General features: G+C 60.9%; 25 protein-coding genes and 2 rRNA genes. 11 read left to right on the top strand and 16 right to left on the bottom strand.

Features of this window, described 5'->3' with window-relative positions; genetic code table 11:
• A 23S ribosomal RNA gene (locus DNK10_RS16480) occupies positions 1 to 82 on the top strand; the annotation flags it as partial.
• 138 nt (positions 83 to 220) lie between these two features.
• Positions 221 to 336, top strand: a 5S ribosomal RNA gene (rrf, locus tag DNK10_RS16475).
• Positions 337 to 701: 365 nt separating this feature from the next.
• Here the strand turns inward: rrf and queD are convergent.
• From queD to pnuC, 5 genes are all read right to left on the bottom strand, one after another.
• The gene (gene queD / locus DNK10_RS16470) at positions 702 to 1,058 is read right to left on the bottom strand and encodes a 6-carboxytetrahydropterin synthase QueD (protein ID WP_131192294.1); all 357 of its coding nucleotides are present in this window, start codon (positions 1,056 to 1,058) and stop codon (positions 702 to 704) included.
• A 68-nt stretch (positions 1,059 to 1,126) separates the two neighbouring features.
• Entirely contained in the window at positions 1,127 to 2,269 is a 1,143-nt protein-coding gene (locus DNK10_RS16465) for a catalase family protein (protein WP_131192293.1), read from the bottom strand.
• The gene (locus DNK10_RS16460) at positions 2,262 to 4,172 is read right to left on the bottom strand and encodes a di-heme-cytochrome C peroxidase (RefSeq protein ID WP_131192292.1); all 1,911 of its coding nucleotides are present in this window, start codon (positions 4,170 to 4,172) and stop codon (positions 2,262 to 2,264) included. The genes DNK10_RS16465 and DNK10_RS16460 overlap by 8 nt, the downstream gene beginning before the upstream one ends.
• Positions 4,173 to 4,276: 104 nt before the next feature.
• Complete coding sequence (locus tag DNK10_RS16455) at positions 4,277 to 4,807, bottom strand: AAA family ATPase (RefSeq protein WP_131192291.1); 531 nt, start codon at positions 4,805 to 4,807, stop codon at positions 4,277 to 4,279.
• The gene (pnuC, locus tag DNK10_RS16450; RefSeq protein ID WP_131182612.1) at positions 4,804 to 5,370 is read right to left on the bottom strand and encodes a nicotinamide riboside transporter PnuC; all 567 of its coding nucleotides are present in this window, start codon (positions 5,368 to 5,370) and stop codon (positions 4,804 to 4,806) included. The genes DNK10_RS16455 and pnuC overlap by 4 nt, the downstream gene beginning before the upstream one ends.
• A gap of 245 nt (positions 5,371 to 5,615) precedes the next feature.
• On the opposite strand from pnuC, the gene DNK10_RS16445 reads away from it, so the two are divergent.
• On the top strand, positions 5,616 to 6,446 hold the full coding sequence (locus DNK10_RS16445; protein WP_131192290.1) for an undecaprenyl-diphosphate phosphatase: 831 nt from the start codon (positions 5,616 to 5,618) through the stop codon (positions 6,444 to 6,446).
• Between the two features lie 24 nt (positions 6,447 to 6,470).
• Positions 6,471 to 7,211: a DUF1294 domain-containing protein gene (locus DNK10_RS16440; RefSeq protein ID WP_131192289.1), complete on the top strand. Its 741-nt coding sequence runs from the start codon at positions 6,471 to 6,473 to the stop codon at positions 7,209 to 7,211.
• Here DNK10_RS16440 and DNK10_RS16435 read toward each other — a convergent pair.
• Genes DNK10_RS16435 through DNK10_RS16425 form a run of 3 tightly spaced genes read right to left on the bottom strand, consistent with a single transcriptional unit; the run spans position 7,206 to position 9,735 of the window.
• Positions 7,206 to 7,559 (bottom strand): MmcQ/YjbR family DNA-binding protein, encoded by a 354-nt coding sequence (locus tag DNK10_RS16435; RefSeq protein WP_131192288.1) that lies wholly within the window; start codon positions 7,557 to 7,559, stop codon positions 7,206 to 7,208. The genes DNK10_RS16440 and DNK10_RS16435 overlap by 6 nt on opposite strands.
• A complete protein-coding gene (locus DNK10_RS16430; RefSeq protein ID WP_131192287.1) occupies positions 7,556 to 8,755 on the bottom strand; it encodes an MFS transporter in 1,200 nt (399 codons plus the stop codon). The genes DNK10_RS16435 and DNK10_RS16430 overlap by 4 nt, the downstream gene beginning before the upstream one ends.
• The gene (locus DNK10_RS16425; protein WP_131182607.1) at positions 8,752 to 9,735 is read right to left on the bottom strand and encodes a LysR substrate-binding domain-containing protein; all 984 of its coding nucleotides are present in this window, start codon (positions 9,733 to 9,735) and stop codon (positions 8,752 to 8,754) included. Before DNK10_RS16425 ends, DNK10_RS16430 begins: the two co-directional genes overlap by 4 nt.
• 148 nt (positions 9,736 to 9,883) lie before the next feature.
• Between DNK10_RS16425 and DNK10_RS16420 the strand changes: the two genes are divergently transcribed.
• Positions 9,884 to 10,492, top strand: a complete 609-nt coding sequence (locus DNK10_RS16420; RefSeq protein WP_131192286.1) for an FMN-dependent NADH-azoreductase — start codon at positions 9,884 to 9,886, stop codon at positions 10,490 to 10,492.
• A gap of 115 nt (positions 10,493 to 10,607) precedes the next feature.
• Positions 10,608 to 11,387: a dienelactone hydrolase family protein gene (locus DNK10_RS16415; protein ID WP_131192285.1), complete on the top strand. Its 780-nt coding sequence runs from the start codon at positions 10,608 to 10,610 to the stop codon at positions 11,385 to 11,387.
• Positions 11,388 to 11,435: 48 nt separating this feature from the next.
• Here DNK10_RS16415 and DNK10_RS16410 read toward each other — a convergent pair whose 3' ends face one another.
• The 3 genes from DNK10_RS16410 to DNK10_RS16400 all read right to left on the bottom strand — a co-directional run bounded on the left by DNK10_RS16410 (position 11,436) and on the right by DNK10_RS16400 (position 13,623).
• Positions 11,436 to 12,221, bottom strand: coding sequence for a DUF4394 domain-containing protein (locus DNK10_RS16410; protein ID WP_131192284.1), 786 nt, complete (start codon positions 12,219 to 12,221; stop codon positions 11,436 to 11,438).
• Between the two features lie 152 nt (positions 12,222 to 12,373).
• Positions 12,374 to 13,078 (bottom strand): anti-sigma factor, encoded by a 705-nt coding sequence (locus tag DNK10_RS16405; RefSeq protein WP_131182603.1) that lies wholly within the window; start codon positions 13,076 to 13,078, stop codon positions 12,374 to 12,376.
• Positions 13,075 to 13,623: a sigma-70 family RNA polymerase sigma factor gene (locus DNK10_RS16400; protein ID WP_131182602.1), complete on the bottom strand. Its 549-nt coding sequence runs from the start codon at positions 13,621 to 13,623 to the stop codon at positions 13,075 to 13,077. The genes DNK10_RS16405 and DNK10_RS16400 overlap by 4 nt, the downstream gene beginning before the upstream one ends.
• Before the next feature lie 181 nt (positions 13,624 to 13,804).
• Between DNK10_RS16400 and DNK10_RS16395 the strand changes: the two genes are divergently transcribed.
• A complete protein-coding gene (locus tag DNK10_RS16395) occupies positions 13,805 to 14,833 on the top strand; it encodes an amidohydrolase family protein (RefSeq protein ID WP_131182601.1) in 1,029 nt (342 codons plus the stop codon).
• A 70-nt stretch (positions 14,834 to 14,903) separates the two neighbouring features.
• Entirely contained in the window at positions 14,904 to 15,368 is a 465-nt protein-coding gene (locus DNK10_RS16390) for a DUF3859 domain-containing protein (RefSeq protein WP_131192283.1), read from the top strand.
• A 94-nt stretch (positions 15,369 to 15,462) separates the two neighbouring features.
• Here the strand turns inward: DNK10_RS16390 and fabB are convergent, their stop codons facing one another.
• The 5 genes from fabB to DNK10_RS16365 form a co-directional block, all read right to left on the bottom strand.
• A complete protein-coding gene (gene fabB, locus DNK10_RS16385; protein ID WP_131182423.1) occupies positions 15,463 to 16,683 on the bottom strand; it encodes a beta-ketoacyl-ACP synthase I in 1,221 nt (406 codons plus the stop codon).
• Between the two features lie 12 nt (positions 16,684 to 16,695).
• The gene (gene fabA, locus DNK10_RS16380) at positions 16,696 to 17,211 is read right to left on the bottom strand and encodes a 3-hydroxyacyl-[acyl-carrier-protein] dehydratase FabA (protein WP_042553806.1); all 516 of its coding nucleotides are present in this window, start codon (positions 17,209 to 17,211) and stop codon (positions 16,696 to 16,698) included.
• A 296-nt stretch (positions 17,212 to 17,507) separates the two neighbouring features.
• Complete coding sequence (locus tag DNK10_RS16375) at positions 17,508 to 19,418, bottom strand: ATP-binding protein (RefSeq protein WP_131192282.1); 1,911 nt, start codon at positions 19,416 to 19,418, stop codon at positions 17,508 to 17,510.
• On the bottom strand, positions 19,415 to 20,293 hold the full coding sequence (locus tag DNK10_RS16370; protein WP_244216269.1) for an ABC transporter substrate-binding protein: 879 nt from the start codon (positions 20,291 to 20,293) through the stop codon (positions 19,415 to 19,417). The genes DNK10_RS16375 and DNK10_RS16370 overlap by 4 nt, the downstream gene beginning before the upstream one ends.
• A gap of 45 nt (positions 20,294 to 20,338) precedes the next feature.
• Positions 20,339 to 22,384, bottom strand: a complete 2,046-nt coding sequence (locus DNK10_RS16365) for a TonB-dependent receptor plug domain-containing protein (RefSeq protein ID WP_131192281.1) — start codon at positions 22,382 to 22,384, stop codon at positions 20,339 to 20,341.
• Between the two features lie 253 nt (positions 22,385 to 22,637).
• Here DNK10_RS16365 and DNK10_RS16360 point away from each other — a divergent pair, with 253 nt between their 5' ends.
• Genes DNK10_RS16360 through sixA form a run of 3 tightly spaced genes read left to right on the top strand, consistent with a single transcriptional unit; the run spans position 22,638 to position 24,486 of the window.
• Complete coding sequence (locus tag DNK10_RS16360) at positions 22,638 to 23,660, top strand: NAD(P)H-dependent glycerol-3-phosphate dehydrogenase (RefSeq protein WP_131192280.1); 1,023 nt, start codon at positions 22,638 to 22,640, stop codon at positions 23,658 to 23,660.
• A 12-nt stretch (positions 23,661 to 23,672) separates the two neighbouring features.
• A complete protein-coding gene (locus DNK10_RS16355; protein ID WP_131182418.1) occupies positions 23,673 to 24,011 on the top strand; it encodes a DUF4389 domain-containing protein in 339 nt (112 codons plus the stop codon).
• A 10-nt stretch (positions 24,012 to 24,021) separates the two neighbouring features.
• Entirely contained in the window at positions 24,022 to 24,486 is a 465-nt protein-coding gene (sixA, locus tag DNK10_RS16350) for a phosphohistidine phosphatase SixA (protein ID WP_131192279.1), read from the top strand.
• Positions 24,487 to 24,490: the final 4 nt, after the last annotated feature.

Genomic DNA, 24,490 nt, shown 5'->3' with positions numbered 1-24,490 from the left:
ACTACGACGTTGATAGGCTGGGTGTGTAAGCGTTGTGAGGCGTTGAGCTAACCAGTACTAATTGCCCGTGAGGCTTGACCATATAACACCCAAACAATTTGGCTGTTAGACGGTAGAAGTCGACAACAGACCGAAAATTTGTGAAAGAACACGCAACACCAACCGATATCACATACCCAATTCGCTGCCGCGGCTAAACCCCGAGGCAGCAACCGGATTGCTTGACGACCATAGAGCGTTGGAACCACCTGATCCCATCCCGAACTCAGTAGTGAAACAATGCATCGCCGATGGTAGTGTGGGGTCTCCCCATGTGAGAGTAGGTCATCGTCAAGCTTCTACTAGAAACCCCAGATCTCGACAGAGGTCTGGGGTTTCGTCTTTGCGGGCCGGGAAAGTCTTGGGCCCCAGTTCAGGGGAGCGCCTGGGCCTTGCCGACGAGCAGTGGTTCAAGAGCATCGCCGGCAAGCCGGCTCCTACAAAGGTCCTGGGCAGGGCTGCTACGGAGGCTGCTCGTCCTTTGGTGACCTTCCTGGGTATCGCTTCGCTCAACTCAGGCTACGAAGGCTCCGAACAGGTCGTGGTGGTGAGCTTTTGGTGGAAAGGATGAAGCGTCTTCCACCCTACGGATGCCTTTGCGCAGGCAATGAAAAGCCCGCACAAGGCGGGCTGAAGGATGGTGGTACTGAGTGTTCTTAAGCTCAGTCGCCGCGATATTCACAGCCGCTGCTGCAGGTCTCGTGAATACGGATGCGCGACAATTCCGGTAGTAGTGGTTTGAGCTGTTGCCAAACCCACTTGGCGATCACTTCGCTGGTCGGGTTTTCCAGGCCAGGAATGTCATTCAGATAGTTATGGTCGAGCTGTTCGTAGATCGGCTTGAAGATCGCTTTGATCTCAGCGAAATCTCGGATCCATCCGGTGTGCGGATCGACCTCACCTTCGATATAGACCGCGATACGAAACGAGTGCCCGTGCAGACGCCCGCACTTGTGACCCTCGGGGACGTGTGGCAGGTGGTGCGCCGCTTCGAATATGAATTCTTTGAACAGTTCCAAGGCCAGTCTCTTTGTCTACATAGCGAACAGGCCGCGATTCTAGCAGCCTGCAGCGCGCTATAGGACTTTCACTGAGCCAAGGCAGCGTTGCGGTCATGACGATAGACGCTCACGGCTTCGTATACCGCCTTGCGCAGTCGATTGATTCCGCCGATGGGACGATGCTCCGGTAATGCATGCCAGGGATTGAATGACAGGTTGTCGCAAAACAGATTCTGCTCCGAGCTATCGAAGTCCTGGGCGGGCAGGCGGATATCAGCCACGGTTTCGAAGGGGGAAATCCGCTCGTCCCACTCCACACTAGGGTCTTCTATAGGCATGTAATAACTCGGGTTCTGCCGTTGTACCTGCAATGCGAAGCATGCCGGCATCCGATCCAGCGATAATTGCTGGTAAAGCGCGCTACGCAGGAAGTTTGGCAAGTCGGTATTGGGTTTGGGGATTGCGTAGGCAGGACAGCTGTCGGGCGTGGGGATGACCCGGTACTTGATGTTGTGTGGCCCCAGCTTGAAAGGCGCGATCGAGTTATAGGTCGTTTCGACCGGACTGCTGGGCGCTGGCGAAAGCGTTTTCAAGGCAATGATGAGGTGGCGGATCTCCCAGGTGCGGGGATCCCAGCTGGGGAAGAAGGCCAGTGCTTTCTTGCCATCCGCCTGGGCGGCGAAGTTGCTTTGGTATTCGGCGACGTCGCGTACGAAGAATGCCGGATGGTTGAACATCACGAAATCCTGCTCATCGGTGTGGCGCGGATTGACCAGCAGCTTGTTGCCTGGAACGTCGAGAAGTTTGATCGCCATACCCCTGGCGTCGCGAGCGCGATCGAACTGTGGGTAGGCGTTTCCGTTGGACAGGCGCATCCAGGCCTGCCAGGTTTTGCCTGGCTCGCTGAGCACGCCATGGCGTAGCGTTTCGTCGAGCTCCGTTCTCACGGTTACTTCGGCTTTCACGCAACCGTGAGCCTTGGCGTGGGCGTCGCGCAATACGCGGGTATTGTCACGATGCTGTTCGACTACGCGGATTGCATCTTCGATGATGCCCTCGGTGTAGGCCGCTTCGTTGGCAGGAATCTGTTCTTCACTGGAAACCGGGCCGGAAAACTTCCAGCTGTAGTAAGCAGTGCCTATGCCCCAACCACCAAGGCCGACGATCAGCAGTACGACGAGTACTTTGGCGAAAAGCCGGCCAAGCCAGAGCCAGAATCGTTTAAGCATCGTTGGACTCCTTGTTGTTTACCGTCACGCTGCCCTGGCAGAACTGCCCGGGACTCCAGGGTTTGCTCTGCACTTCGCTCAATTGGCTTTCCAGCCGAGGATTGCCCAGTACTTTCAGGTACTCGACCAACGCCCAGCGCTCCTCCGGTTGCAAGGCCCGCCCAATGACGCCGTTGTTGCGGCAGCCATCGCGAAATTCATGGCCGCGATTGCCGTTGCCTTTGATGCTTGTATCGAGAAGGAACCCACCGGGGAATTTGTCGCTGACGAAGCCAACGTGCTTGGGATCGAATTCGAAGTTGCCGACCCAGAAGCTGCCTGGGCGCTCCGAGACCGGTGACAGCAGATGAAAGAGCGTGGGTACCGAGCCGTTGTGCAGGAACGGCGGCGTCGCCCAGATACTGTCCAACGGTCGAGGCTTGTAGCCGCGGAGCTCCTGCACGCCGATGGGCAGCCCGTAGCCGTCCATGCGTTTACGTTGCTCTGGCGAAACGCCATTGTCGCGGTATGCCCGCTCTTCGACATAGGCGGTGATGTAGGCCAGTGCTTCGGCGCTGGAGATGGCGCGTAAATCGACGTTATCGAGGCTCGCGCTGAACAACCGTACGTCCAGCTTTGCCAGGTCGGCCTTCTTCCAGCCCAGCTTGCTGATGTCGAAACGATGGTCGGCGATATTGTCGGCGGTACTGGAGTCGGTACCGACGATCGAAGTAGGGATGACCCGCATGTTCCACTCGGGGTCACGATCTGGGGCCATGCGCTTGTCCGCTGGCGTTACTTGTGGTGCGTGACAATGGGCGCAGTTTTCCTTGAACAGGGCACGTCCCTGGCTGGCGAGGGCGATGTCCACCTTGCCGAAGATCTTTTCTGGCCACGCTGGAGGCTGCAGGCGCTTGAGCGTTTCTTCCAGGGCATAGAGATCGGCGATTCTGACGCTGGAGGCATATCGCTGGTTCTCGGCGACGGCCTGTCCGTTGTCGTCAAACAGATGCAGTGTAGCGCCGACGCCGAGGGCCTCACCAACATTGCGCGCCATCGGTTGCATGGCCGATCCGTTCCACTGCACCCAGTCGAACTTCCAGATGTCCCAGAGATGTGGATAGCTGACCGGCGCATCGGCAATTCGGTAATTGGCGGCATCGATATTGTCGCCAAATACGGTATTGGCAATGCGGCCAAAGGCATCGGTTCGGCCGAAACCTTCTTCGGTCGGATAAAGACCACGGTGCCAGTCGTTGTAAGCCGTGCTCAGCAATTGATCGAGCACAGTCTTGAATTCCAGCCGCAGGTTGTCGTAATCGCGATCATAGCGCTCACCCAATACTTCTCGGGCGAAGCGACGGAATTTCAGCGGGTTGTAGTAGGTAAACGCCATACTCATGCCGAGCGACTGGCCGAAGCTGCCACCCTTCACCGTCGGTACTGTCGAGGCCAGTGAATGCAGTGCCGCGCCACCATCGATACGCACGGCCTGACCTTTGTAGCGCAGTTCGCCGGTGTGGCAAGCGGAGCAGGTGATGTCCAGATACTGGACGCCGCTTTCATCGTCTTCGTGCCGCGCGAACCCGACCGGCAAATTACCAGGATTGAGCGCTGTGGCTTTTTGGCCGGGTTCGGTAAGAAAACCGAAGCGCGCCAGGTAGTCGGGATCGGCGAACTTGGCTTTGCCGAACGGCAGCTCCAGGGCCGAGAACCATGCGTACTGCAGGTCTTTTACCCGCGTACCCTGAGGTGTGTAGTAATAGAGCTGACGTTCCTGATCGCTCCACTGCCCGAGGTAATGCAGCTTTTCGGCCGGTTTGTAGTCGGGAAGGTTGGGGTTGGCGATGAAGTAAACGGCAATCAGCAGTGCGCAGAGCAATAGCAGAAGAATGATCTGCACGGTACGGCGAATCAGGCGCATCGGTTACGTCCTTGCTGCGTTCTTCTAGTCGTGCACCTTTATGCCCATGCCGTCGCCTAATGGCAAGGTGCCAGGCCTGCATGACGTGCATTTTGTATGGTTTTTTATTCGGCAGCGGACAACCAGGCTTCGACCCGCTTTATTGCCTCGGCCTGGCGCTCGCTCCAGGTACCGGCAATTTCCACAACGGGCCGTTCATGCTCGTCGAGCCATTTAGCGCAGGCGTGGTGAAAGGCCAGTCGCTGTGCGAGATCCGGCTGGCAACGTTGACCATCGCTGACCCATTCGACGCCGCGCGGGTCGAGCAACAGGTGCAGGTGATATTCACGCTCGAGCAGTGCCGGCTCCATCCAGTCCGGGCAGTCGCCAAACAGCTCGCGGCTCCAGAGAATATTGCTCAGCAGGTGAGTATCGAGGATCAGCAGGTGAGGTCGCGTCTCTCTCGCAGCGTCTTCCCAGGCGAGCTGGCCCCTGGCGATAGTGGATATATCGGCATAACAGGTATCGCGTTGCTGGCTGTCGATGAAATGGCGGACGTATTCACCAACCACGACACCACCGAAACGCTGCTGCAGCTCATTGGCCAGCCAGCTTTTGCCACTGGACTCCGGGCCCGTCAGTACCAGTACTTTCATGATGGGCGCGCAACCAGTTCACGCCGCCAGGTCAGCCAGCCGTGGCAGGCCAGCAGGGTGAAGAGACCGTACAGGGCAGCGGTGAGGTATAGCGCCTGATCGATGAACAGTGCAACGAACAGCAGATCGAGGACGATCCACAGCGCCCAGCACTGCAGGCGCTTCTTGGCCATCCACAACTGCGCCACCAGGCTGAAGGCACAGAGCGTTGCATCCTGCCAGGGTGCGCTGGCGTCGGTGTAAACCACCATCAACATACCCAGTACGATGGAACCCAGCAGACCCAGGGCCAGGCCAAAGCCGGTCTGGCGAGTGTTCAGGCGCGATACATGGAGTCGTTCATCGGGCCGATCGCCTCGCGTCCAGTGCCACCAACCGTAAAGCTGCAGAGCGGCATAGACGAACTGCAGCAGCATGTTGGAATACAGCTTGGCCTGAAAAAACACCCAGGCGTAGAGCACCACCATAACCAGGCCAATGGGCCAGCACCAGGGGTTCTGGCGCACGGTCAGCCAGACGGCGATCAGGCCGAGCAGCGAGGCGCAGGCTTCGAGCGGTGACATGGAACCCCTGGGTGAGTGGTTGTATTGGGAGGCGCATTCTATCCCTTGTTATTACGGTCGTCTCGCCGCAGGGAGGCACGTTGCGGCGGCAATTCTCAGGATTGCATTGATAGCGGTTTGAAATTGAAAACAACTGCTTTATAACTGCCGCTTTTTTCGGCCATGCTGGAACCTCCACCAGCCGCTCCAGTCCGAGAATCATCCCCTTTCCAGCCAGCCTGTCTGGCGTATCCGTAGGAGTTCTGATGGACAGTTGGCTCGCGTTTCAGGCGCTGATCCTGGGTATCGTTGAAGGCCTCACCGAATTTCTACCCATTTCCAGCACCGGTCACCTGATCGTGGTCGGCGATCTGTTGTCATTCAACGGCGAGCGCGCCACGGCATTCAAGATCATCATCCAGTTGGGCGCCATTCTCGCGGTGATGTGGGAGTTCCGTCAGCGCATCACTTCGGTCGTGACCGGCCTCGGCAGTGACCCGATGGCGCGGCGCTTCACGGTCAACGTGCTGGTCGCCTTCATTCCAGCGGTGATTCTCGGGCTGCTGTTCGCGGATATCATCGAGCACTGGCTGTTCAACCCGATCACGGTCAGTGCGGCGTTGATCGTCGGTGGTGTGGTGATGATCTGGGCCGAGAAACGCCAGCACCGCATCGTGGCCGAGTCGGTCGATGACATGGACTGGAAGCTGGCCCTCAAGGTCGGCTTCGCCCAATGCCTGGCGCTGATCCCGGGTACCTCGCGTTCCGGCTCGACCATCATCGGTGGTCTGCTGTTCGGTCTATCGCGCAAGGCAGCCACCGAATTCTCGTTCTTTCTGGCGATGCCGACGATGATCGCGGCCACGGTCTACTCGCTCTATAAGTACCGCGAAATCTTGCAGTGGAGCGATCTGCCATTGTTTGCCATCGGTTTCGTCACCACCTTTATCGTCGCCATGCTGACGGTGCGCGCGCTGCTGGTATTCATCGCCAACCACAGCTACGCGGTATTCGCCTGGTATCGGATCGCCTTTGGTCTGGTGATCCTGGCGACCTGGCAATTCGGCTTGATCGACTGGAGTACGGCAGAAGGCTGATCGCCTCGCCAGGCAGGGAAGAGTATGCAGACGAAGGAACAGGCCGGCCGGATAAAGAGCTGGAACGACGACAAGGGCTTCGGTTTCATTCAGCCTGCCGCAGGGGGAACCGAGGTGTTCGCTCATATTTCGGCGATGCGTGGCGATCGCCGGCCCAGCAGCGGTGATCAGGTGTTGTTCGTTGCTGGGCGCGACGAGCGCGGGCGCTTGCGCGCCGAGCACCTGCGGCTGCGGCTGGCGGGTGAACTGGCCATCGACCAGCCGCAGGTTCGCGTTAAACCGCGAGCTGCGGCGTCTATCGGTAAAACTCAGCCGGCAGCCAGGTCGCGTGCCCGTAATGCCCGCCAGGCATCAGGTGGATTGCGCAATCCAGCCGCCAAGCTGATGGTTTTCGCTGCCCTGTGCAGCCTGCCGGTGTTCGGCGCCCTGCGCTGGCTGGCAGAGGGGCAGAACATCTGGCCGTTGCTGCTTTACCCGCTGGCCAGCGTCCTGTGCTTCATTCTCTACTGGAGCGACAAGAGCAGTGCCCAGCAGAACCGCCAGCGTATTTCGGAAAACACCTTGCACCTGGTCGAACTGGCAGGCGGCTGGCCCGGTGCCTTGTTGGCGCAGCAAGCGTTTCGCCACAAGACGCGCAAGGTCTCCTATCAACTGCTGTTCTGGATCATCGTCGCGTCGCACCAGCTGTTCTGGGTTGATCAACTGCTGCTGAGCGGGGCTTACACCGGCGGCTGGCTGCGTGGCCTGGGCATGGCCCTGCTATAGATCGAGCAGCAGGCCGACCTGCTGCTTCTTGGACAATCGCCGCACCACCAGTTGGTGCGAGCGGGTCAGCAGATCGCGCAGCTCTTCATCGCTCATGGGCGGCTGGCTGCCACTCATGCTGATCCAGTGGGCGCGGGCCAGGTAAGGCGCTGGGCGGATGCCCGGGCGATCCGTGTAGCCGAGAAACAACGCGTCATCCACCTTGAAGGCCAGGTTGTCACCGAGAAAGTCGACGATGGCGAACATCTTGTTGTGCGCCACGGAAAACACCTGGTTGCTACCCCACTTGTAATCGACGCGAGTCCCCGGCAGTTGCAGGCAGAAGGCAACGAGCTCTTCCCGAGTCATGGCTGTACCTCTTTCGGCCGTTCGGCACGGCGTAGCAGCAGGAGGCTCAGGCCAAGGCCGAGCAGCGACAGCAGGCCGGAGGCGAGGAACACTGCACCGTAGTCATAGGCACTGGCGATCAGGCCCATCAGCGGCCCGGCGATGCCGAGCGCCAGATCGAAGAACAGCGCGTAGGCGCCCAGCGCCGAGCTGCGGCTGGCGGCGGGGATGTTGCCGATGGCTTCGACGCCGAGCGCCGGGTAAACCAGCGACAGGCCGAAACCAGTCAGCGCTGCGCCACAAAGTGCCAGCGCGGGAATGGGGGCGAGCCAGAGCAATAGCAGCCCGAGGCTCTCGATTGCCAGGCAGATGGTGGCAACCCGGTAGCCGCCGCGCCGCTCGATGGCGCCGGCGAACAGCAGGCGCGCGGCGATGAATGCCACGCCAAAGGCACTCAGGCAGTAAGCCGCATGCTCCCAGCCGAGGCTGGCGTAATACAGGGTGACGAAGGTTGCCAGGGTACCGAAACCGATAGAGCCCAGGGCGAGCGCCACCCCGTTGGGAGCGATGGCCAGGAATACGTTGTGAAACGGCAGGCGCTTGCCCTGAATGATCGGAATGGCGGGTTTATCGCGTGCTACCCAAAGGGCACCGAGGCTTAGCAGTGTAATCGCACCGCCGATGCTCCAGAGGCCGAGCGAGGAGGCCATCAGTACGCCGAGCGGTGCACCTATCGCGATGGCGCCATAGGACGCGATGCCGTTCCAGGAAATCACCCGGGCGGTATTCTCTGCCCCGACCCGGCCGATGCCCCAGGTGATCGAGCCCGTACCGATCAGCGCCTGGGAAATGCCCAGTGCTACCCGTCCGACCAGCAGCAGGCCCAGGCCAACCTCGCTGGACAGGTCATGCAGGCTGGTCGCCGCGAGGGTCAGTACGCCGCTGCCCGCTGCGCCGGCCAAGCCGTAAACCACCGCGCGCTTGGGCCCGATGCGATCGATCAGCACGCCGGTGATGGGCCGCGAAACCAGCGTGACAAGGTACTGCAGGCTGATCACCAGGCCAGCCATCACCGAGCCGTAGCCCAGGTCGTTGAGCACGAAGCCAGGCAGTACCGCGAGAGGCAGACCAACACACAGGAAGCCGATGAAGGTGAAGAAAACCACTGCAAGAATTCGGGCGGTCTGGCCGGGAATAGGGGGCTTGCTAGCGGTCATCGGGCATCCTGTTTGATAGAGAAGGGTTGTTGATCGTTGCCAGGCGGATCGGACGAGGGAAGGCCTGCGTCCGATCCAGGCATCAGCCATCCATTGGCGTTGGCTTGAATCATGTGGTCGAGCCAGGCCCTCACGGCCGGCAACATGCCGCGACGATGAGGATAGACGGCCTGCAGGTGGCCGCCTGGCAGTTCCCAGTCCGGCAGCAGGCGAACCAGGCGGCCGGTCTGCAGGTCGGCCAGGCATTTGGTATGCGGCAGCATGGTGAAGCCTAGCCCTTGCAGTGCCGCCTCTCGGCGTATGTCGAAATCTTCGATGCTCAGACGCGCTTCGAAAGTCACCTCTCGACGAACGCCGGCCACATTCTTTATCAGATGGTGAATGCGCCGGTCGCTGCCCGCGGCGCCAAGCGCTGGCAGTTGTTGCAGGTCTTCCGGAGTGGTGATGTCCAACCCTTGCAGCAAGGCGGGCGAGGCCACCAGGTAGGCGGTTGCTGGTGCCAGTTGGCGGGCGATCAACGAAGGATCCTCGTCGCCCTGGTCGCGTACCCGCAGGGCGACGTCTATGCCTTCCTGGAGCAGATCCACGCGGCGATTGGTCAGCACCACGTCCAGTTGAACCAGGGGGTACTTCAACAAAAAGGTACTGACTACCTGATGCAGGCCGGCGCGCGCCAGCTCGATAGGGCAAGACACACGAATCCTTCCGCGCGGTTCGCTGCTGAGCGAGGCCACCGCTTCCTGTGCCTGTTCGGCTTCGAGCAGCATCGCCTGGCAGTGACGCAGAAAGCGCTCCCCCGTTTCGGTCAGCGCCAGCTTGCGCGTGGTGCGTTGCAACAAGCGCACACCAAGCCGTGCCTCGAGCTCGGCCACTCGCCGCGACAGGCGCGATTTGGGAATGCCCAGTTGCTGGCCGGCAGCGCTGAACCCGCCGTGCTCGACCACTTTGGCGAAGTACATCAGGTCGTTGAGATCCTGCATCACAGGCTCCTGGTCAGCCGAGAAAGTTCGTTTGTTCCATCAGTGGAACGCATCATCGCATTTTTGCCGACTAATCAGGGATTGGTTACACCTGTAGGATTAATCCATCGAATACCTACTGACGAGCCTAATTGCTCAAGGAGCCATCATGAAACTTCTGCATCTCGATTCCAGCATTCTCGGCAATGCTTCCGCTTCCCGTCAGCTCAGCGCTGCAGTGGTCGATGCCTGGAAGAGCGGGCAAGCCGATATCCAAGTCACTTACCGCGACCTGGCCAGCGATGCCCTGAGCCACTTTTCGGCTGCCAGCCTGGTTGCCGGTGGTACGCCCGCCGAGCTGCGTGATGCCGCCCAGGCTCATGAAGTGGCGCTGGCCGAAGCCACACTGGAAGAGTTTCTCGCCGCTGACGCAATCGTGATTGGCGCGCCGATGTACAACTTTTCCATCCCGAGCCAGCTCAAGGCCTGGATCGACCGTATCTCGGTTGCCGGTAAGACTTTCGCCTACGATGAAAACGGCCCCAAGGGACTGGCAGGTGGCAAGAAGGTGATCATCGCGTCGACCGCTGGTGGTCTGCATGCCGGGCAAGCCAGCGGCCAGGCCCACGAGGATTACTTGATCTTCGTGCTGCGCTTTCTCGGTATCACCGATATCCAGGTGGTGCGTGCCGAAGGCCTGGCTTATGGTGAAGAGCCGAAAGCCAATGCGCTGCGCGGTGCCCAGGAACAGATCGACGCTCTGTTCGCCGCCGCCTGATTCGACTCCCGGCAGCGGCGCCATGGGTTTCCCTGGCGCCGCAAATGTGCTTCCTTGTGGCTCTGGCGCAGCTTCGGCTGTATCGAATGGGCACATGCACGATGGGAGTCAAACAATGAAGAAATCACTGTTGTCGGTAGCGTTGCTGGGGCTGGCGGGGTTGGCCGAAGCGGGAGTGGTGGTCAAGAACGTTCCCTACGAAATCGATGGTGAGCCGTTCGAAGGCCTGCTGATCTATGACGATGCCGTTACCGACCCGCGTCCCGGCTTGCTGATGGTGCCCAACTGGATGGGCGTCAACGATGCGTCCGCTCAGAAAGCCGCCCGTGCGGCCGGGGACAAATACGTGGTGTTCATGGCCGATATGTACGGCAAGAACATTCGTCCCAGCAATGCGGACGAAGCCAAGGAAGCCGCCATCGCCGTGCGTGGTGACCGCGCACTGATGCGCAAGCGCGCTCAGGCGGCCGTCGAAGTACTGAAGGCGCAAACTTCTCAGGTTGCTCTGGATACCTCAAAACTGGGCGCTATCGGTTTCTGCTTTGGTGGCGGAACCGTTCTGGAGCTGGCCCGTTCGGGCGCGCCGCTGAAGGCCTTCGTGTCCTTCCACGGCAACCTGGATACACCCAACCCGGCTGACGCCAATAACATCAAGGCGCCGGTGCTGGTGCTGCACGGCGCGGATGATCCGGCAGTACCGCAGGCGCAGGTCGATGGTTTTGTCGCGGAGATGAAGGCAACCAAGGCCGACTGGCAACTGGTCAGCTACGGTGGTGCGGTGCATTCGTTCACCAACCCGCTGGCCGATGCGCCGGGCAGCAACCAGTACCATCCTCTGGTCGCGGCGCGGGCCTTCAAGGCAATGAACAATCTGCTCGATGAGGTGTTCGAGTAACGTGAGCCGAGGCAGGGGAAGGCCGGGCGGCCTTCCCCTGTGAAAGCCTTATCTGGCCGGCAGGACGGCGATGTCGATGATGTCACCAGGCAGATCCTTGATCTCACCCAGTGCGCTGGCCTTGCCCGTTTCCAGGTTGACCTGGTGCAGGGTGGTGCCGGTCAGCAGGTAAGCCGTATTACCGCCCTTGCCGTCGCTCTTGATATCCAGAACCGCGGTTTTCAGGCCATCGGCGATCTTGCCGACTACCTGCTGGATGCCGTCATTTGGCGGGTTCTGCAACATCAGGTTGCCGCTGGCCAGATCCACCGTGTACAGCGCGGTTTTCTCGGTACCAGCGTAGGCATTGGTGTAAGCGCCAGCTACGACCTTGGCGGTCTTGCCTGCGTACGGGCCGTCTTTGGCGTAGGCGACCTTGCCGTCTACCACGACTTCACCGCTGTCGACATTGACCCGCAGGCTGGTGCCGTCGGCAGCCAGCAGGCGCAGACGATCGGCGACCGGATTGAAGTCGACCACCGCCTGGCCTTTGCCCGGCAGCGCCTGGCTCAGTTTGGCGACCTTGCTGGCTGCGCCGCTCTTGGCGTCGAGGGTGTACAGCTGGCCATCGTCGTCCAGGCCATAGAGTGCGCCGCTGGCCGGGCGTACATCGATGCCGCGCAGGCTGGATACGCCGCTGAGTTGCACGTCGGAAGCGACCGTAAGGCTTTTGGTGTCGATGTGCAGTAGCTTGCCGTTCGCACTCAGAGCCAGCAGATCGTCGGCGTTGGCGGTGGCACAACCCAGGGCAGCGGTGGTGATGGCAATACCGAGCATTTTCTTGGAAATGTTCATGAGCGTCCTCTCTATGGGTAAGGCGCGAAGGTCTCTTCGCGCTCGCATCCAGGCGCCGTGATGAAGCACCTGTTATCGATACCCTCGAGATGACGTGGCAGATGTCGGCAGACATATCTGTTTACACCTGCCGAATCCCGGCTTCCATCCGATCAGTTGAGCGTGGCCACGACGGCGCGACCGATATACAGCACTTCACCCGTTGGCCTGTTCAGTGGCGAGCCGCCGGACGGCTCCAGGGTCAACTCGAACAGCTGGCCGGCACGTACGGCGCCGATCTGCTCGGCGGACAGGGTCAGCCGCTCGCCCGGCTCGACCAGGCCGAGTGAGCGTGGGCCATCTTTCGGATCGACGAGCGTCCAGAACTGCACGGAGCGATCCGCCGCGACCTGATCCTGGCGCAGTGGCTCCAGCAGCAAGGTGCCGTTGGCGTCGATATGTACCACCCAGCCCGGCGCTGCCGCTTCGCCTGGTGGTTGCAGCACGGCGGTATAGGCGGCAGGCGGCGCATCGTCGCGCCACGGCATCGGCAGCAAGGCGATGATCAGTGCCATCGCCAGGGCCGCGCTGGTCAGGCGCCAGGCGGTCAGGTTCGACCACCAGGCCTGCCAACTGCTGGCCCGTTGCCCCAGGTTCAGCGTCTGCTGCAGGCGCGGCCAGAGGCCGGGCGAGGGCGTACTGGGATCGAGCCTGTCACTGAGCTCGAGAAAATGTTGCTCCCATTCCAGGGCCATGGCGGCGGCCTGGGGGTCGCGCTCTATCAAGTCGGCGATTTCACGGGCCTGATCCTGCTCGAGCAGGCCGAGAACATACTCGCCGATGAGCGCACGGCGTTCTGCGGGGTCGGTGCTTATCATCGTTGCAAACACTCCTGCAGTGCGCGCAGACCGCTACGAATGCGCCCTTTGATGGTGCCCAGCGGGGTGGTCAGGCGTGTCGCGATCTGCTCATGGGTCAGGCCGCGATAGAACGCCAGTAGAATCGGATGACGCCGTGGGCGCTCGAGCTTCTGCAGGCAGGCGCGCAGATGTCGTTTGTCCGACTGTTGTTCATGTTGTTGAGCGGCCGAAGGGCTGTCGTCGATCAGGTGATCGGCGATGTCGTCTCCCAATGCCACGGTGCGACCGCGCTGGCGCAGCTGGTTCAAGGCGCGGTAGCGCAGGATGCTGTAGATCCACGCTCGGCCGCTGCCCAGCGAGCGCTGGAAGCGCCCGGCGTTGCGCCAGATCTGCACGAAGGCATCGTGCAGGCAATCCTCGGCAGGGTCGCGTTGGCCCAGCAAGCTGATCGCCAACCCGAGCATCTGCGAGGCTTCCTGACGGTACAGTGCCTGGAAGGCGCGCTCGTCACTGCGGGCGCAGGCTTCCAAGATGCTTTCGTAATCGAACATCGGGTCAGACATGCCGTCGTCCTGTCATGGGCTGCGTCCTGAATGTGCCAAGGGTTATACCCGAGACGGGCCGTTACGGATGCGTCGGCAATGAAACAAATAGTCTCGCGATGCCTTGGCAGATCCGCGATATTGGCTGAACTTGCCCGAAGCGGCCGCAGTCTATGCTGGTCATCGTCAGAAGGACGCCTGCATGCATCTGATTCGTCTGGTTTTTTTATTGTCCGCTGGGCTGCTGGCTGGTCTCGTGGAAGCGCGCGAGTATCGCTACAGCGATGCCCATCTACATTACGTCGACTTCTTCCAGGAAAGCGCCGGCATGGACACGCTGCTGCAGCGCATGGATGAGGCGGGAGTCGATCATGTGATGTTCTCGGGCATTCCGGTCGCCAAGAAATGGCACGAAAATGAGCCCAAGCGCCCGCGCTACTATGCGGGTGACGATGCAGCGGCCTACTGGTACAGCGCCACCGACGCATTGATCGCCCATGCCTACAAGCAGGTGCCGGAGGCGCAGCGTCATCGTTTCCACCCATTCCTGTCCGGCTTCAACCCCAACGACAAGAATTCGGATGCTCACATCCGCCGCATGCTCGAGCTCGATCCAGGGCTTTGGCAGGGCATTGGCGAGGTCTTCACGCGCCACGATGATCTTACTTCGCTGATCGAGGGCAGTACCCCACGGGCCAACAACGAGGCCATGACGCGGGTCTATCACCTGGCTGCCGAATACGATCTGCCGGTGATGGTGCACTCCAACATCACCTCCAAGCGGGAGCGCAATCCCCTCTATCTGCAGGAAATCGAAGAGCCGCTGCGCAATCATCCGCATGTGCGCTTCATCTGGGCTCATGCCGGTACGAGCATGGAGATCCACCGCCATCAGGAGAAGCTGGATTTTCTCTTCGATACCCTCGAACGCATGTTGGAAAGCTATCCCAATCTGTACGTCGATCTGTCCTGGACGATGCTCAGGCCCTATCTCACCGACGAGAACGGCAAGCCTGATCCTCAATGGGTGGGATTGGTTCGCCGCTACTCGGAGCGTTTCATGATCGGCTCCGACGTAGTAGGGCGCTTCGACAGCATGGGCGAGTACATGCAGGGTTTCGATCGCTTCCTCGATGAGTTGCCCGAAGACGTCGCCCACAAAGTGGCCAGGGACAACTTCCTCTCCATCTTGCCGCGGAGCGTGCAGGCGGAGTTGCCGGCGCCGCGCTGATGACGCCGATTGTCATCAGGTTGTCATCGCTGCGTCATAGCCTCGCGCCATTCCAAAGAAGGAGCGTGAGATGCAACACATCCGATTCGCAACGATGACGGCGCTGCTGCTGGCAGCAGGTCTGGCTCAGGCTGAAGTGCACGTGCAGGGGCCGGTCGAATATGGCGTTTTCGTCAGTCAGCACAAGGATTTCCAGCCTGGTGAGCGGGTGCTGACCCGATCCAACCAAGAGATCGAGCAAACCACCGTGGTGCCTGCCAAGCTGGGTACCAAGTTCGGCATGCGCTATACCCTGACGGGCAAGACCGCCGATGCCGAGCCGCTGACCCTGCTGTACCTCACACCGGGCGTGACCGGCAGCGATGGTCAGCGCCGCGACAAGTTCGTGGTGACGCAGAAGCTGGTGCCCGATGCGCCACAGGATGTCATGGCGTTCGAGTTCTCCGAGAACTATGAAGTGGTACCGGGCGAGTGGCATTTCCTGCTTTTTCAGGGCGACCGCAAGCTGGCTGAGCAGCGCTTCGAGGTGCGTTGAGACAGTGCGGTATCCTGGTGCTCGGTTCTTCAATAAGAAATGCGGGCAATGAAAAACGGCGCCAGAAGGCGCCGTTTTCCGTATCAGGCCGTTATCAGTTGCCGGCCCAGCGCTTCAGCACCAGGGTGGCGTTGGTGCCACCGAAGCCGAAGCTGTTGGACATGACGGTGTCCAGCTTGGCGTTTTCACGGGTCTCACGCAGGATCGGCAGGTCAGCGACCGCAGGATCCAGCTCTTCGATGTTGGCCGAGGCGGTGATGAAGTTGCCTTCCATCATCAGCAGGCAGTAGATCGCTTCATGCACGCCAGCGGCACCCAGGCTGTGGCCGGACAGGCTCTTGGTGGAGCTGATGGCCGGTGCCTTGTCGCCAAACACTTCGCGCACACCCTTGATTTCCGCAACGTCGCCGACTGGAGTCGAAGTGCCGTGGGTATTCAGGTAGTCGATCGGTGTGTCGACGGTGGACAGCGCCTGCTGCATGCAGCGAACCGCGCCTTCACCGCTCGGGGCAACCATGTCGTAACCGTCCGAGGTAGCACCATAGCCAACGATTTCGGCGTAGATCTTGGCGCCACGGGCCAGAGCATGCTCCAGCTCTTCGACTACCACCATGCCTCCGCCGCCAGCGATGACGAAACCGTCACGATGGGTGTCGTAGGCGCGGGAGGCCTTTTCCGGGGTGTCGTTGTACTGGGTGGAGAGGGCGCCCATGGCATCGAACAGGCAGCTTTGGCTCCAGTGTTCTTCTTCACCGCCACCGGCGAAAACGACGTCCTGCTTACCGAGCTGGATCTGCTCCATGGCTTGGCCGATGCAATGCGCGCTGGTGGCGCAGGCCGAGGAAATGGAGAAGTTGACGCCCTTGATCTTGAAGGGGGTCGCCAGACAGGCCGAGACAGTGCTACCCATGGTGCGGGTTACACGGTATGGGCCAACACGCTTGACGCCTTTTTCGCGCAGGGTGTCGATGGCTTCCATCTGGTTCAGCGTGGAAGCACCACCGGAACCCGCGATCAGGCCGGTACGTGGGTTCGAGACCTGGTCTTCGCCCAGTCCGGAATCCTTGATCGCCTGATCCATCGCCAGGTAGGCGTAGGCCGCGGCATCACCCATGAAGCGAAACAGCTTGCGGTCGATCAATTCTTCCAGGTTCAGGTCGACGGAGCCCGATACATGGCTGCGCAGACCCTTTTCGGCGTATTCCGGATTGAAGCGGATACCGGGGCGGCCAGCGCGAAGGTTGGCGGAGACGGTTTCTTTGTCATTGCCCAGGCAGGAAACGATGCCTAGACCGGTAATAACGACGCGACGCATGGAAAGGATCCTTTAGAAACTGTCGGTGGAAGTGAACAGGCCGACGCGCAGGCTTTCGGCACTGTAGATCTCGCGACCATCGACACTCACGCTGCCATCGGCGATTGCCAGGATCAGCGAGCGGGTAATGGTGCGTTTGATATGAATGTTGTAGGTGACTTTCTTGGCGGTGGGCAGAACCTGGCCGAAGAATTTCACTTCGCCCGAACCCAGGGCACGACCACGGCCAGGGTTGCCCTGCCAGCCGAGGAAGAAGCCAACCAGCTGCCACATGGCATCGAGGCCCAGGCAGCCAGGCATCACCGGGTCGCCTTCGAAATGGCAGCCGAAGAACCACAGATCAGGATTGATATCGAGCTCTGCGACAATCTCGCCCTTGCCGTACTTGCCGCCCGTTTCACTGATGTGGACGATCCGGTCGATCATCAACATGTTGGGGGCGGGCAGTTGCGCATTACCCGGGCCGAACAGTTCGCCGCGGCTGCAGCGCAACAGATCTTCCTGGGTGAAGGCGTTTTGTTTGGTCATGCGAGCTCCTCAATAATCCCCACGCGCCTCGGCTGGGTAAATCGTCCTGGCCGGCTGCGCATGAGTAATGCGACTGCCAGCAGCCTAGTCATAGACTGTTGCGTTGTGGTGAAAGTCACAGTGTGGCGAGTACAGTTGTACTCTGCAGTGGCCAATGGTGTCACAGATGCTCCTTTGGCGCCCACTTCAGCCCGCAAGCGTGCAACATTTCCGTCGATATGACTAGGGTCTGTTGACGTTTCAGCGCAGGCCGTAGGGCGTGGCGCGGTCGCGCTAAACGGGAGCAGCCCCTATCTCTAATGGCTAGGCGACAGCCAGCGGTCGAGCAATTCCTGCAGTTCCATGCGTTTGAACGGCTTGGCGAGGTAATCGTTCATTCCAGCCTGCAAGCAGGCCTCGCGGTCACCCTGCAGGGCGTTGGCTGTCAAGGCGATAATCAGCAGTTGGCCCCGCTGCCCCAGTTCGCGGATGCGGCGAGTGGCCTCGTAGCCGTCCATGATCGGCAGGCGGCAGTCCATCAACACGGCGGCGAATCGTCCCTGTCGTACCGCTGAAACGGCCTGTGCTCCATCGACCACCAGGGTGACTTGATAGCCCAGGCTGCGCAGCATGGCCTCGATTACCGTCTGATTGACCGCGTTGTCTTCCACCAGGAGTACTGAGTGGGCTTGCTGCACCGCAGGCTCAGAGGTCGAAGCTTCGGGGAGCAATTGTGGCTGTTGCGCTGAAAACGGCAAAGGAATCTCCAGGGTAAAGCAGGAACCGCGGCCCGATTGGCTCTGTGCTTTCAGGGTGCCACCCATGCGCTCAGCCAGCGTGCGGGCGATTGGCAAGCCCAGGCCGGTGCCACCGTAACGCCGGGAAATCGAATTGTCGGCCTGCTGGAAGGCATCGAACATGGTCTCCAGGCGTTCTTTGCTGATACCTATGCCGGTGTCGTGTACGTGGCAGGTAAACCACAGCACTTGATTGTCCAGCGCCTGCCAGTGGGCCTCGACCCGCACCTCGCCATGCTCGGTGAATTTCAGGGCATTGCCGATCAGGTTGACCAGAATCTGTCGAAGACGGGTGGGATCGCCCTGTACCTGCAGCGATGGCAGGGCTTCGCCAAGCTCCAGGCGCAGCGCCAGGCCGCGCTGCTGCGCGCTGTGCTGAAAGGCCTGCAGTGCCGTTTTCAGCAGTGCGGACAAATTGAAGCTGATGAGTTCGAGTTCCAGTGCCCCACGTTCGATCCGGGAAAAATCGAGAATATCGTTGATCACCTTGAGCAGGTGCTCGGTCGACTCGGTGGCCAGGGCAGCATATTCATGTTGCTCCTGATTCATGTCGGTAGTTTCCAGTAACTGCAGCATACCCAGGACACCGTTCATCGGGGTGCGTAGCTCGTGGCTCATCATCGCCAGAAAATCCGATTTGGCGCGGTTGGCCAGCTCTGAATCCTCACGTGCCTTGATCAGCAGGGTCATGGCCTGCTGTTGTTCCAGGGCGGCGTTGTTCAGACCGTTGGCGAGGTTGTTGATATGTCGCGCGAGGGTGACCAGTTCGCCGCCGCCGACTTCCGGGAGTGTGGTCTGGTAGTCGCCGCCCTGGATCGCCGTTACGGCATCGCTCATCGCGCTCAGGGGCTGCGACAGGCGGCTGGCGAGGCGCCGGGCCAGCAGGAAGGTCAGCAGCAGGGCGAACAACACCAGAAACGCGACCTTGAGCAGAATTTCCTGCTGGCGCGTATTGAAGGCTTCGCTGGACATGCCGACGACGACGCGGCCCAGGTAGTCGCCGGTCAGGGGCGCCAGTGCGTTGGCACCTTCCTGAATGAAGTCGGAACCCAGATCGACCTGCTGCTGCTGGATTGGGGATTGGAAAATGTCGATATGACCGTGGCCCGTCTGCAGGTGTTCGGGTTGCTCGAGGTAGACCAGGATGTTGTCGTCGCGGTCGCGCACTTCGACGAAGCGTACGTGAGGTGTTTTCAGGGTTGCCTTCAGCAGTGACTTCAGCACCTTGCGGTTGCCTGAAATCACCCCGTACTCAGTGGCCGGCGCCAGTTGGCTGGCGATCAATTGCCCGGTGTGGTTGATCTCTACTCGCAGATCCTGCAGGCGGTTGAAGGTCAGAAACCCAGTCAGCAGGAGCGTCAGCAGCAGGGCCGGGCCGACACTGATGAGCTGGGTGCGGATGTGAATGTTCCAGCCGCGCCACAGTTTCATGGTGTTTCTCCTTCTGATAGGTGCTGGGCAAGATCCTCGTCGCTGGGCAGATCCACCGCCAATGCGCGGGCCACCTGAGGATTGCCGAGCACTTTGAATGCGCTCGAGTAGGTGCCGTGAGGCCAGCTTTGCGGCGACCGGTCAAGCAGGCTGCCCAGCGTTTCCAGCCAATCGTTCTGGTCGCTGTAGGTGCTGGCCAGGCTACCGGCACGCACGAAGCCGGCACTGGGGCCGATCAGGGCGCGTTGCTGGCCGTAGCTGGTCAGTAGCAGGTTCTTGGCGGTTTGCGGGTTGTACAGATCGTCGTCGGCGACGCCGAGCAGCACATCGCTGTTGCGCAGCAGGCGCAACAAAGTTCGATTGTCGCGAGTGCTCGGCCAATCCTCGGACACGACCTCCAGGCCCAGGCTGGTAGCGGCCTGCCGGATCTCTTCGAGCAGAAACGCGCTCTGTTGGTCATGCAGTACGCCGACCCGACTGATATGCGGCAACAGATGTTTGGCCAGGCGCAGTTGGCGCAGCGGTGCGGGATCCTGCCAGAGCACGCTGAGGTTGGCCGGGGTGCGGTCGCCAAGGGTCGCGCGCGCCTGGGTCTTGTTGACCTGCAGCACCAGGGTCGGTGGGCCGTCCTGCGAGCTGAGGCGCCAGGCCAGTGCCGGCTGGCCGAAGAGGACGAGGCGGGTATCTGCCGACAGTTCGTTCAACGGTGGTAGATCGTTCAGCGGTACGATGCGCACGCGATCCTGCGGTCGCGCCGCCGCCAGCGCCGTGCTGAAGCCCCGCAGAATGCTGGTATCCCCGGCGCTGCTCAGCAGCAGCTCCGCCGCCTGCAGCGGTGATTGCAGCAGGCAGAGCAGAAGCAGCGTGCGGCGCATCCACGCGCGGCTGCTCAGCCATGTTCTCGAACGCTTGCTGACCATCTAGAACTCGAGATCGGCGCTGAGATAGAACAGGCGGCGCTTGTCGTAGTTGTTCTCGCGCCAGGTCAGGGCTTCGTCATCCAAACGCCACTGCACCACGCCAGCCATTTCCAGATTGCTGCGGCCAATTGCCGTGCGTTTGGCAAGGCGCAGGTCCACGCGCTCGAAGCGGCGTTCGTTGAGGCGATCCGCACCGTAATAGAACATGCCACTCGACCAGCCCAGCCCCCAGTCACGCAGCCAGCCGGCAGAGCCGCTGTTACGGGCGGTGAGGCGTCGATCGGTTTTGCTGGTGGCGCTGAAGTCGACATAGGCATAGGTCAGGCGCAGGCGGTCGTCAGTGCTGACCTGCCAGTCCAGTTGGGTTTCCGCGCCGCTGAAACGCATGCGATGGGTGTTGTCGGGGGCGAAACGATCAGCGCGCAAGGGTTCGCTGATCATGTTGTGGATCTCGTCGTAGAACAGTTTTACGTCGACGCTGAGTCCGGCTTCGGCGAACAGGCCGTTGTAACCCAGTTCATGGGAGCGGATGACCTCCTGCTCGAGGTTGCGCGGCCCACGTGCGTTGATGAAGTAGTAGGCGTCGTTCTGGCCGAATGGCTGTGGCTGCAGGCCGCGAATCCGGTAGCGCCAGTCGGCATTGTTCTCGTACATGTCGGGCGAACGTAGCGCTTCCGAATAGACGGCGCGCAGGCCGTGGCGCGGGGTGATCAGGTAGTTGAGGGCGAGCCGCGGAGTCAGCGATGAACCAGTGAGGTGGTCGTCTTCGAGCATGGCACCGCCTTGCAGCAGCCAATGGTTGTCCACCTGCCATTCGAGGTGGCCGAACAGCCGCCAGATCTGGTTGCTGAGCCGGCCGCCGAAGAAGGTTTCCGAGTCGGCCTGGTCATAACGGTAACCCAGGCCGCTGAGCAGGCGCAGGTTATCGGAGAGGCTGAGGGTGTCCTGCAGTTCGATGTCATAGCGGGTTTCGCGGATGTTCTGGTTGGCAGTGCCACAGACTTCGCGGGCTGCACCTGAGGCCAGTTGCTGCTGGATCTGTGTAGCCAGAGCCTGCTCCTGATGGGGGCCAGCGGGCACGCTGCCAAACGGATTGCGGGTGAAGCGTGTGACGTATCCAGGATTGAGCGACCACAGCTCGGCGAGCTGAGGGCTGAACGCGATCTCCGCTTCGCAGGCACGCCAGCGCTCGAGGCGCTCCCAGTGTTGTATCGAGCTCTGTAGCGACAGGCTGTGGTTGGCCGTCTGGTCGAAATTCCAACGCAGCGAACCGGCGTAGTCACGAGCCTTGATGTCCGAGTCGGTGTCGCCCAGGCCAATGCCTGGGAATAGTGGCTCGTAGAGATAGGGGCGCTGGTTGCTGCCTTCTTTGGCCGCCAGTTGCCAGTCGAGGCTCTGGCGCTCATCCAACTGATGATTGACGGAAAGGCTGATCCGTTCGAGTCGGCGGCTGTCCCGGTAGGGGGCGCCGAATTCGTTATGGTCGAAGCCGTCATCCTCCTGGCCGCTGATTGACAGGCGCATGGCGCCATTATCCCAACCGCTGCCCTGGCTGGCGTAGTGATCGGAAATCCCGCGCTGACCCCGGGTGACCTTGAGCCGGGTGCCAAGGCTATCGGCAGGGCGGCGGGTAAAGATATTGACCACGCCCATCAGTGCGTTGGCGCCGTAGCTCACGGTATTCGGGCCACGAAATACTTCGATGCGCTCGATATCTTCTATAGCCACTGGAATATCCGACCAGTCGACGGTCGCCAAGCCGGGGTGATACACCGAGCGACCGTCGACCATCACCTGCAGGCGCCGCGCTTCCGAGGCACTGGAACCGTGGTAGTTGAGTGTCGGCTGATTGCCATTGCGGTAGCCGACCATCATGCCGGGAACCAGGCGCAGCAATTCGGTGATGTCGCGTGCACCGCTGGCCTTGATCAGGGCGCTGTCGAGCACGGTGACGCTGCCGGGCACCGCGGCGGGCGATTGCTTCAGACGCGTGGCCGTCAGCACCTCGGGAACGAGCTGGCCTGCGCCGAACAGATCGTCGGCCATGGCGTCGCCAGCCGCGAGAAGCGCCAGCAGCAGAAGTCTGAGAGGAGGGGAGGCTTTGGTGATCACGCAACGGCCCTGTTCGCGCAGTGTGGTGCATGTTAACCGAGCGGCGAATCGTTGCCAGCCATACGCCGGCAAAAGACGAATTTTAGTTCAGAGGCCAGTCTGCAGTGGTGGCAAGCCCGCAAGGCTGGCCGTGGGGCGAGCGAGCCGTATAATGCCCCATTGCCACAAGGCTCACTACGGATCGGTCATGACTCAACAGCAACCTATCGCGGTGCTTGGCGGCGGCAGCTTCGGTACCGCTATCGCTAACCTGCTGGCGCAGAATGGTCATCGTGTTCTGCACTGGATGCGCGACCCCGTGCAAGCCGAGGCCATCCGGGTCAATCGCGAAAATCCCCGTTACCTGAAGGGCGTCAAAGTACTCGATGCTGTCGAGCCGACTACCGATCTGCCTGGCGCGCTGAACAGTTGCGCACTGGCCTTCGTGGCTTTGCCATCCAGTGCCTTGCGCCAGGTGCTGCAGCCGGTGTCGATGCTGCTGGCCGGCAAGATGCTGGTCAGTACCACCAAGGGCATCGAAGCGCAGACCTTCAAGCTGATGAGTCAGATTCTTGAAGAGGTCGCCCCTCAGGCGCGAATCGGCGTGCTGTCCGGGCCGAACCTGGCACGTGAAATTGCCGCTCACACGCTGACCGCCACGGTCGTGGCCAGTGAAGACGAAGCCCTGTGCCGTGAGGTTCAGGCAGCGCTGCACGGTCGTACCTTCCGCGTCTACGCCAGTGCCGATCGCTTTGGCGTCGAGCTTGGCGGTGCGCTGAAGAATGTCTACGCCATCATCGCCGGCATGGCGGCGGCGCTGGGCATGGGTGAGAACACCAAGAGCATGCTGATTACCCGTGCGCTGGCGGAAATGACCCGTTTTGCCGTGCACCTGGGGGCCAATCCCATGACCTTCCTTGGCCTCGCCGGGGTTGGCGATCTGATCGTTACCTGCTCGTCGCCGAAAAGCCGCAACTATCAGGTCGGCTTCGCGCTCGGCGAAGGTCTGAGCCTGGAGGATGCCGTCGAGCGCCTCGGTGAGGTGGCTGAAGGGGTGAACACCATCAAGGTGCTCAAGGCCAAGTCCGATGAATTGCAGGTATACATGCCACTGGTTGCCGGGTTGCATGCGATCCTGTTCGAGGGGCGTACCCTGGATCAGGTGATCGAGGCGCTGATGCGCGCAGAACCGAAGACCGATGTCGATTTCATTCCAGCCACTGGCTTCTGAGGGGATCCGAATATGAGTGAGCACCAAAAAGGCGAGCCCATCGGGCTGCGCATCGTCTGGATGCTGTTGTTCCTGCTGGTCTGGCAACTGGCCGAGCTGCTGCTGGCCGGGGTCGTGCTGTTGCAACTGATCTATCGCCTGGTGTACGGCGCGCCAAATGCGGGGCTGCTGGGGTTTGGTGACAGCCTCAGTCAGTATCTGGCCCAGATCGGCCGCTTCGGTACCTTCAACAGCGAGTCCAAACCCTGGCCATTCGCCGACTGGCCGACGCCGCGCCCGCCGCAAGGCGAGATGGCGCACAGTGTGCCACCTGCCGAGCATCCAGTAAGGGATGAGGAGCCGAAGCTGTGAGTCATCGCGTATGAAAATCTGGTTGCTGCGACATGGGCAGGCCCATGCGGAGGCCCGCAGTGATGCCGAACGGGAACTGACGGATTACGGTCGGAGCGAAGTGCGTCAATCGCTCGAGCACCTGCGTGGTCGCTCGCTGGGCGCCATCTTCGTCAGTCCCTATGTGCGTGCTCAGCAGACAGCTGCTCTGGTACGTGATGGCCTGGCGTTGAACAACGAGTTGCACACTGTTCCCTGGCTGACGCCGGAAAGTGACCCACGTGAGAGCCTGGCGAAGCTGCAGCGCCTCGCGGGCAGCGAGATCCTGCTGGTTTCGCATCAGCCCTTCATCGGCGCGCTCGGCGGGCTGCTGGTGCACGGCAATCGACAGCAGCCATTGCCCATGCATACGGCCAGCCTGGCACTGTTGGAGGGCGAAGACCTGATCGCCGGGCTGATGTCCCTGGAGTTGCTGGCTCATCCAGATCCGAGCTGAACTG

This window comes from Phytopseudomonas daroniae (genome assembly GCF_004327275.1).
Lineage (GTDB): Bacteria > Pseudomonadota > Gammaproteobacteria > Pseudomonadales > Pseudomonadaceae > Aquipseudomonas > Aquipseudomonas daroniae.
This window is presented reverse-complemented; position numbering and strand designations above follow the sequence as displayed.

Excerpts from the sequence above, each read along its gene's own strand:
- DNK10_RS16465 (WP_131192293.1), bottom strand. The coding sequence starts at position 2,269 with ATGCTTAAACGATTCTGGCTCTGGCTTGGCCGGCTTTTCGCCAAAGTA.
- DNK10_RS16460 (WP_131192292.1), bottom strand. The coding sequence starts at position 4,172 with ATGCGCCTGATTCGCCGTACCGTGCAGATCATTCTTCTGCTATTGCTC.
- DNK10_RS16455 (WP_131192291.1), bottom strand. The coding sequence starts at position 4,807 with ATGAAAGTACTGGTACTGACGGGCCCGGAGTCCAGTGGCAAAAGCTGG.
- pnuC (WP_131182612.1), bottom strand. The coding sequence starts at position 5,370 with ATGTCACCGCTCGAAGCCTGCGCCTCGCTGCTCGGCCTGATCGCCGTC.
- DNK10_RS16445 (WP_131192290.1), top strand. The coding sequence starts at position 5,616 with ATGGACAGTTGGCTCGCGTTTCAGGCGCTGATCCTGGGTATCGTTGAA.
- DNK10_RS16440 (WP_131192289.1), top strand. The coding sequence starts at position 6,471 with ATGCAGACGAAGGAACAGGCCGGCCGGATAAAGAGCTGGAACGACGAC.
- DNK10_RS16435 (WP_131192288.1), bottom strand. The coding sequence starts at position 7,559 with ATGACTCGGGAAGAGCTCGTTGCCTTCTGCCTGCAACTGCCGGGGACT.
- DNK10_RS16430 (WP_131192287.1), bottom strand. The coding sequence starts at position 8,755 with ATGACCGCTAGCAAGCCCCCTATTCCCGGCCAGACCGCCCGAATTCTT.
- DNK10_RS16425 (WP_131182607.1), bottom strand. The coding sequence starts at position 9,735 with ATGCAGGATCTCAACGACCTGATGTACTTCGCCAAAGTGGTCGAGCAC.
- DNK10_RS16420 (WP_131192286.1), top strand. The coding sequence starts at position 9,884 with ATGAAACTTCTGCATCTCGATTCCAGCATTCTCGGCAATGCTTCCGCT.
- DNK10_RS16415 (WP_131192285.1), top strand. The coding sequence starts at position 10,608 with ATGAAGAAATCACTGTTGTCGGTAGCGTTGCTGGGGCTGGCGGGGTTG.
- DNK10_RS16410 (WP_131192284.1), bottom strand. The coding sequence starts at position 12,221 with ATGAACATTTCCAAGAAAATGCTCGGTATTGCCATCACCACCGCTGCC.
- DNK10_RS16405 (WP_131182603.1), bottom strand. The coding sequence starts at position 13,078 with ATGATAAGCACCGACCCCGCAGAACGCCGTGCGCTCATCGGCGAGTAT.
- DNK10_RS16400 (WP_131182602.1), bottom strand. The coding sequence starts at position 13,623 with ATGTCTGACCCGATGTTCGATTACGAAAGCATCTTGGAAGCCTGCGCC.
- DNK10_RS16395 (WP_131182601.1), top strand. The coding sequence starts at position 13,805 with ATGCATCTGATTCGTCTGGTTTTTTTATTGTCCGCTGGGCTGCTGGCT.
- DNK10_RS16390 (WP_131192283.1), top strand. The coding sequence starts at position 14,904 with ATGCAACACATCCGATTCGCAACGATGACGGCGCTGCTGCTGGCAGCA.
- fabB (WP_131182423.1), bottom strand. The coding sequence starts at position 16,683 with ATGCGTCGCGTCGTTATTACCGGTCTAGGCATCGTTTCCTGCCTGGGC.
- fabA (WP_042553806.1), bottom strand. The coding sequence starts at position 17,211 with ATGACCAAACAAAACGCCTTCACCCAGGAAGATCTGTTGCGCTGCAGC.
- DNK10_RS16375 (WP_131192282.1), bottom strand. The coding sequence starts at position 19,418 with ATGAAACTGTGGCGCGGCTGGAACATTCACATCCGCACCCAGCTCATC.
- DNK10_RS16370 (WP_244216269.1), bottom strand. The coding sequence starts at position 20,293 with ATGCGCCGCACGCTGCTTCTGCTCTGCCTGCTGCAATCACCGCTGCAG.
- DNK10_RS16365 (WP_131192281.1), bottom strand. The coding sequence starts at position 22,384 with ATGGCCGACGATCTGTTCGGCGCAGGCCAGCTCGTTCCCGAGGTGCTG.
- DNK10_RS16360 (WP_131192280.1), top strand. The coding sequence starts at position 22,638 with ATGACTCAACAGCAACCTATCGCGGTGCTTGGCGGCGGCAGCTTCGGT.
- DNK10_RS16355 (WP_131182418.1), top strand. The coding sequence starts at position 23,673 with ATGAGTGAGCACCAAAAAGGCGAGCCCATCGGGCTGCGCATCGTCTGG.
- sixA (WP_131192279.1), top strand. The coding sequence starts at position 24,022 with ATGAAAATCTGGTTGCTGCGACATGGGCAGGCCCATGCGGAGGCCCGC.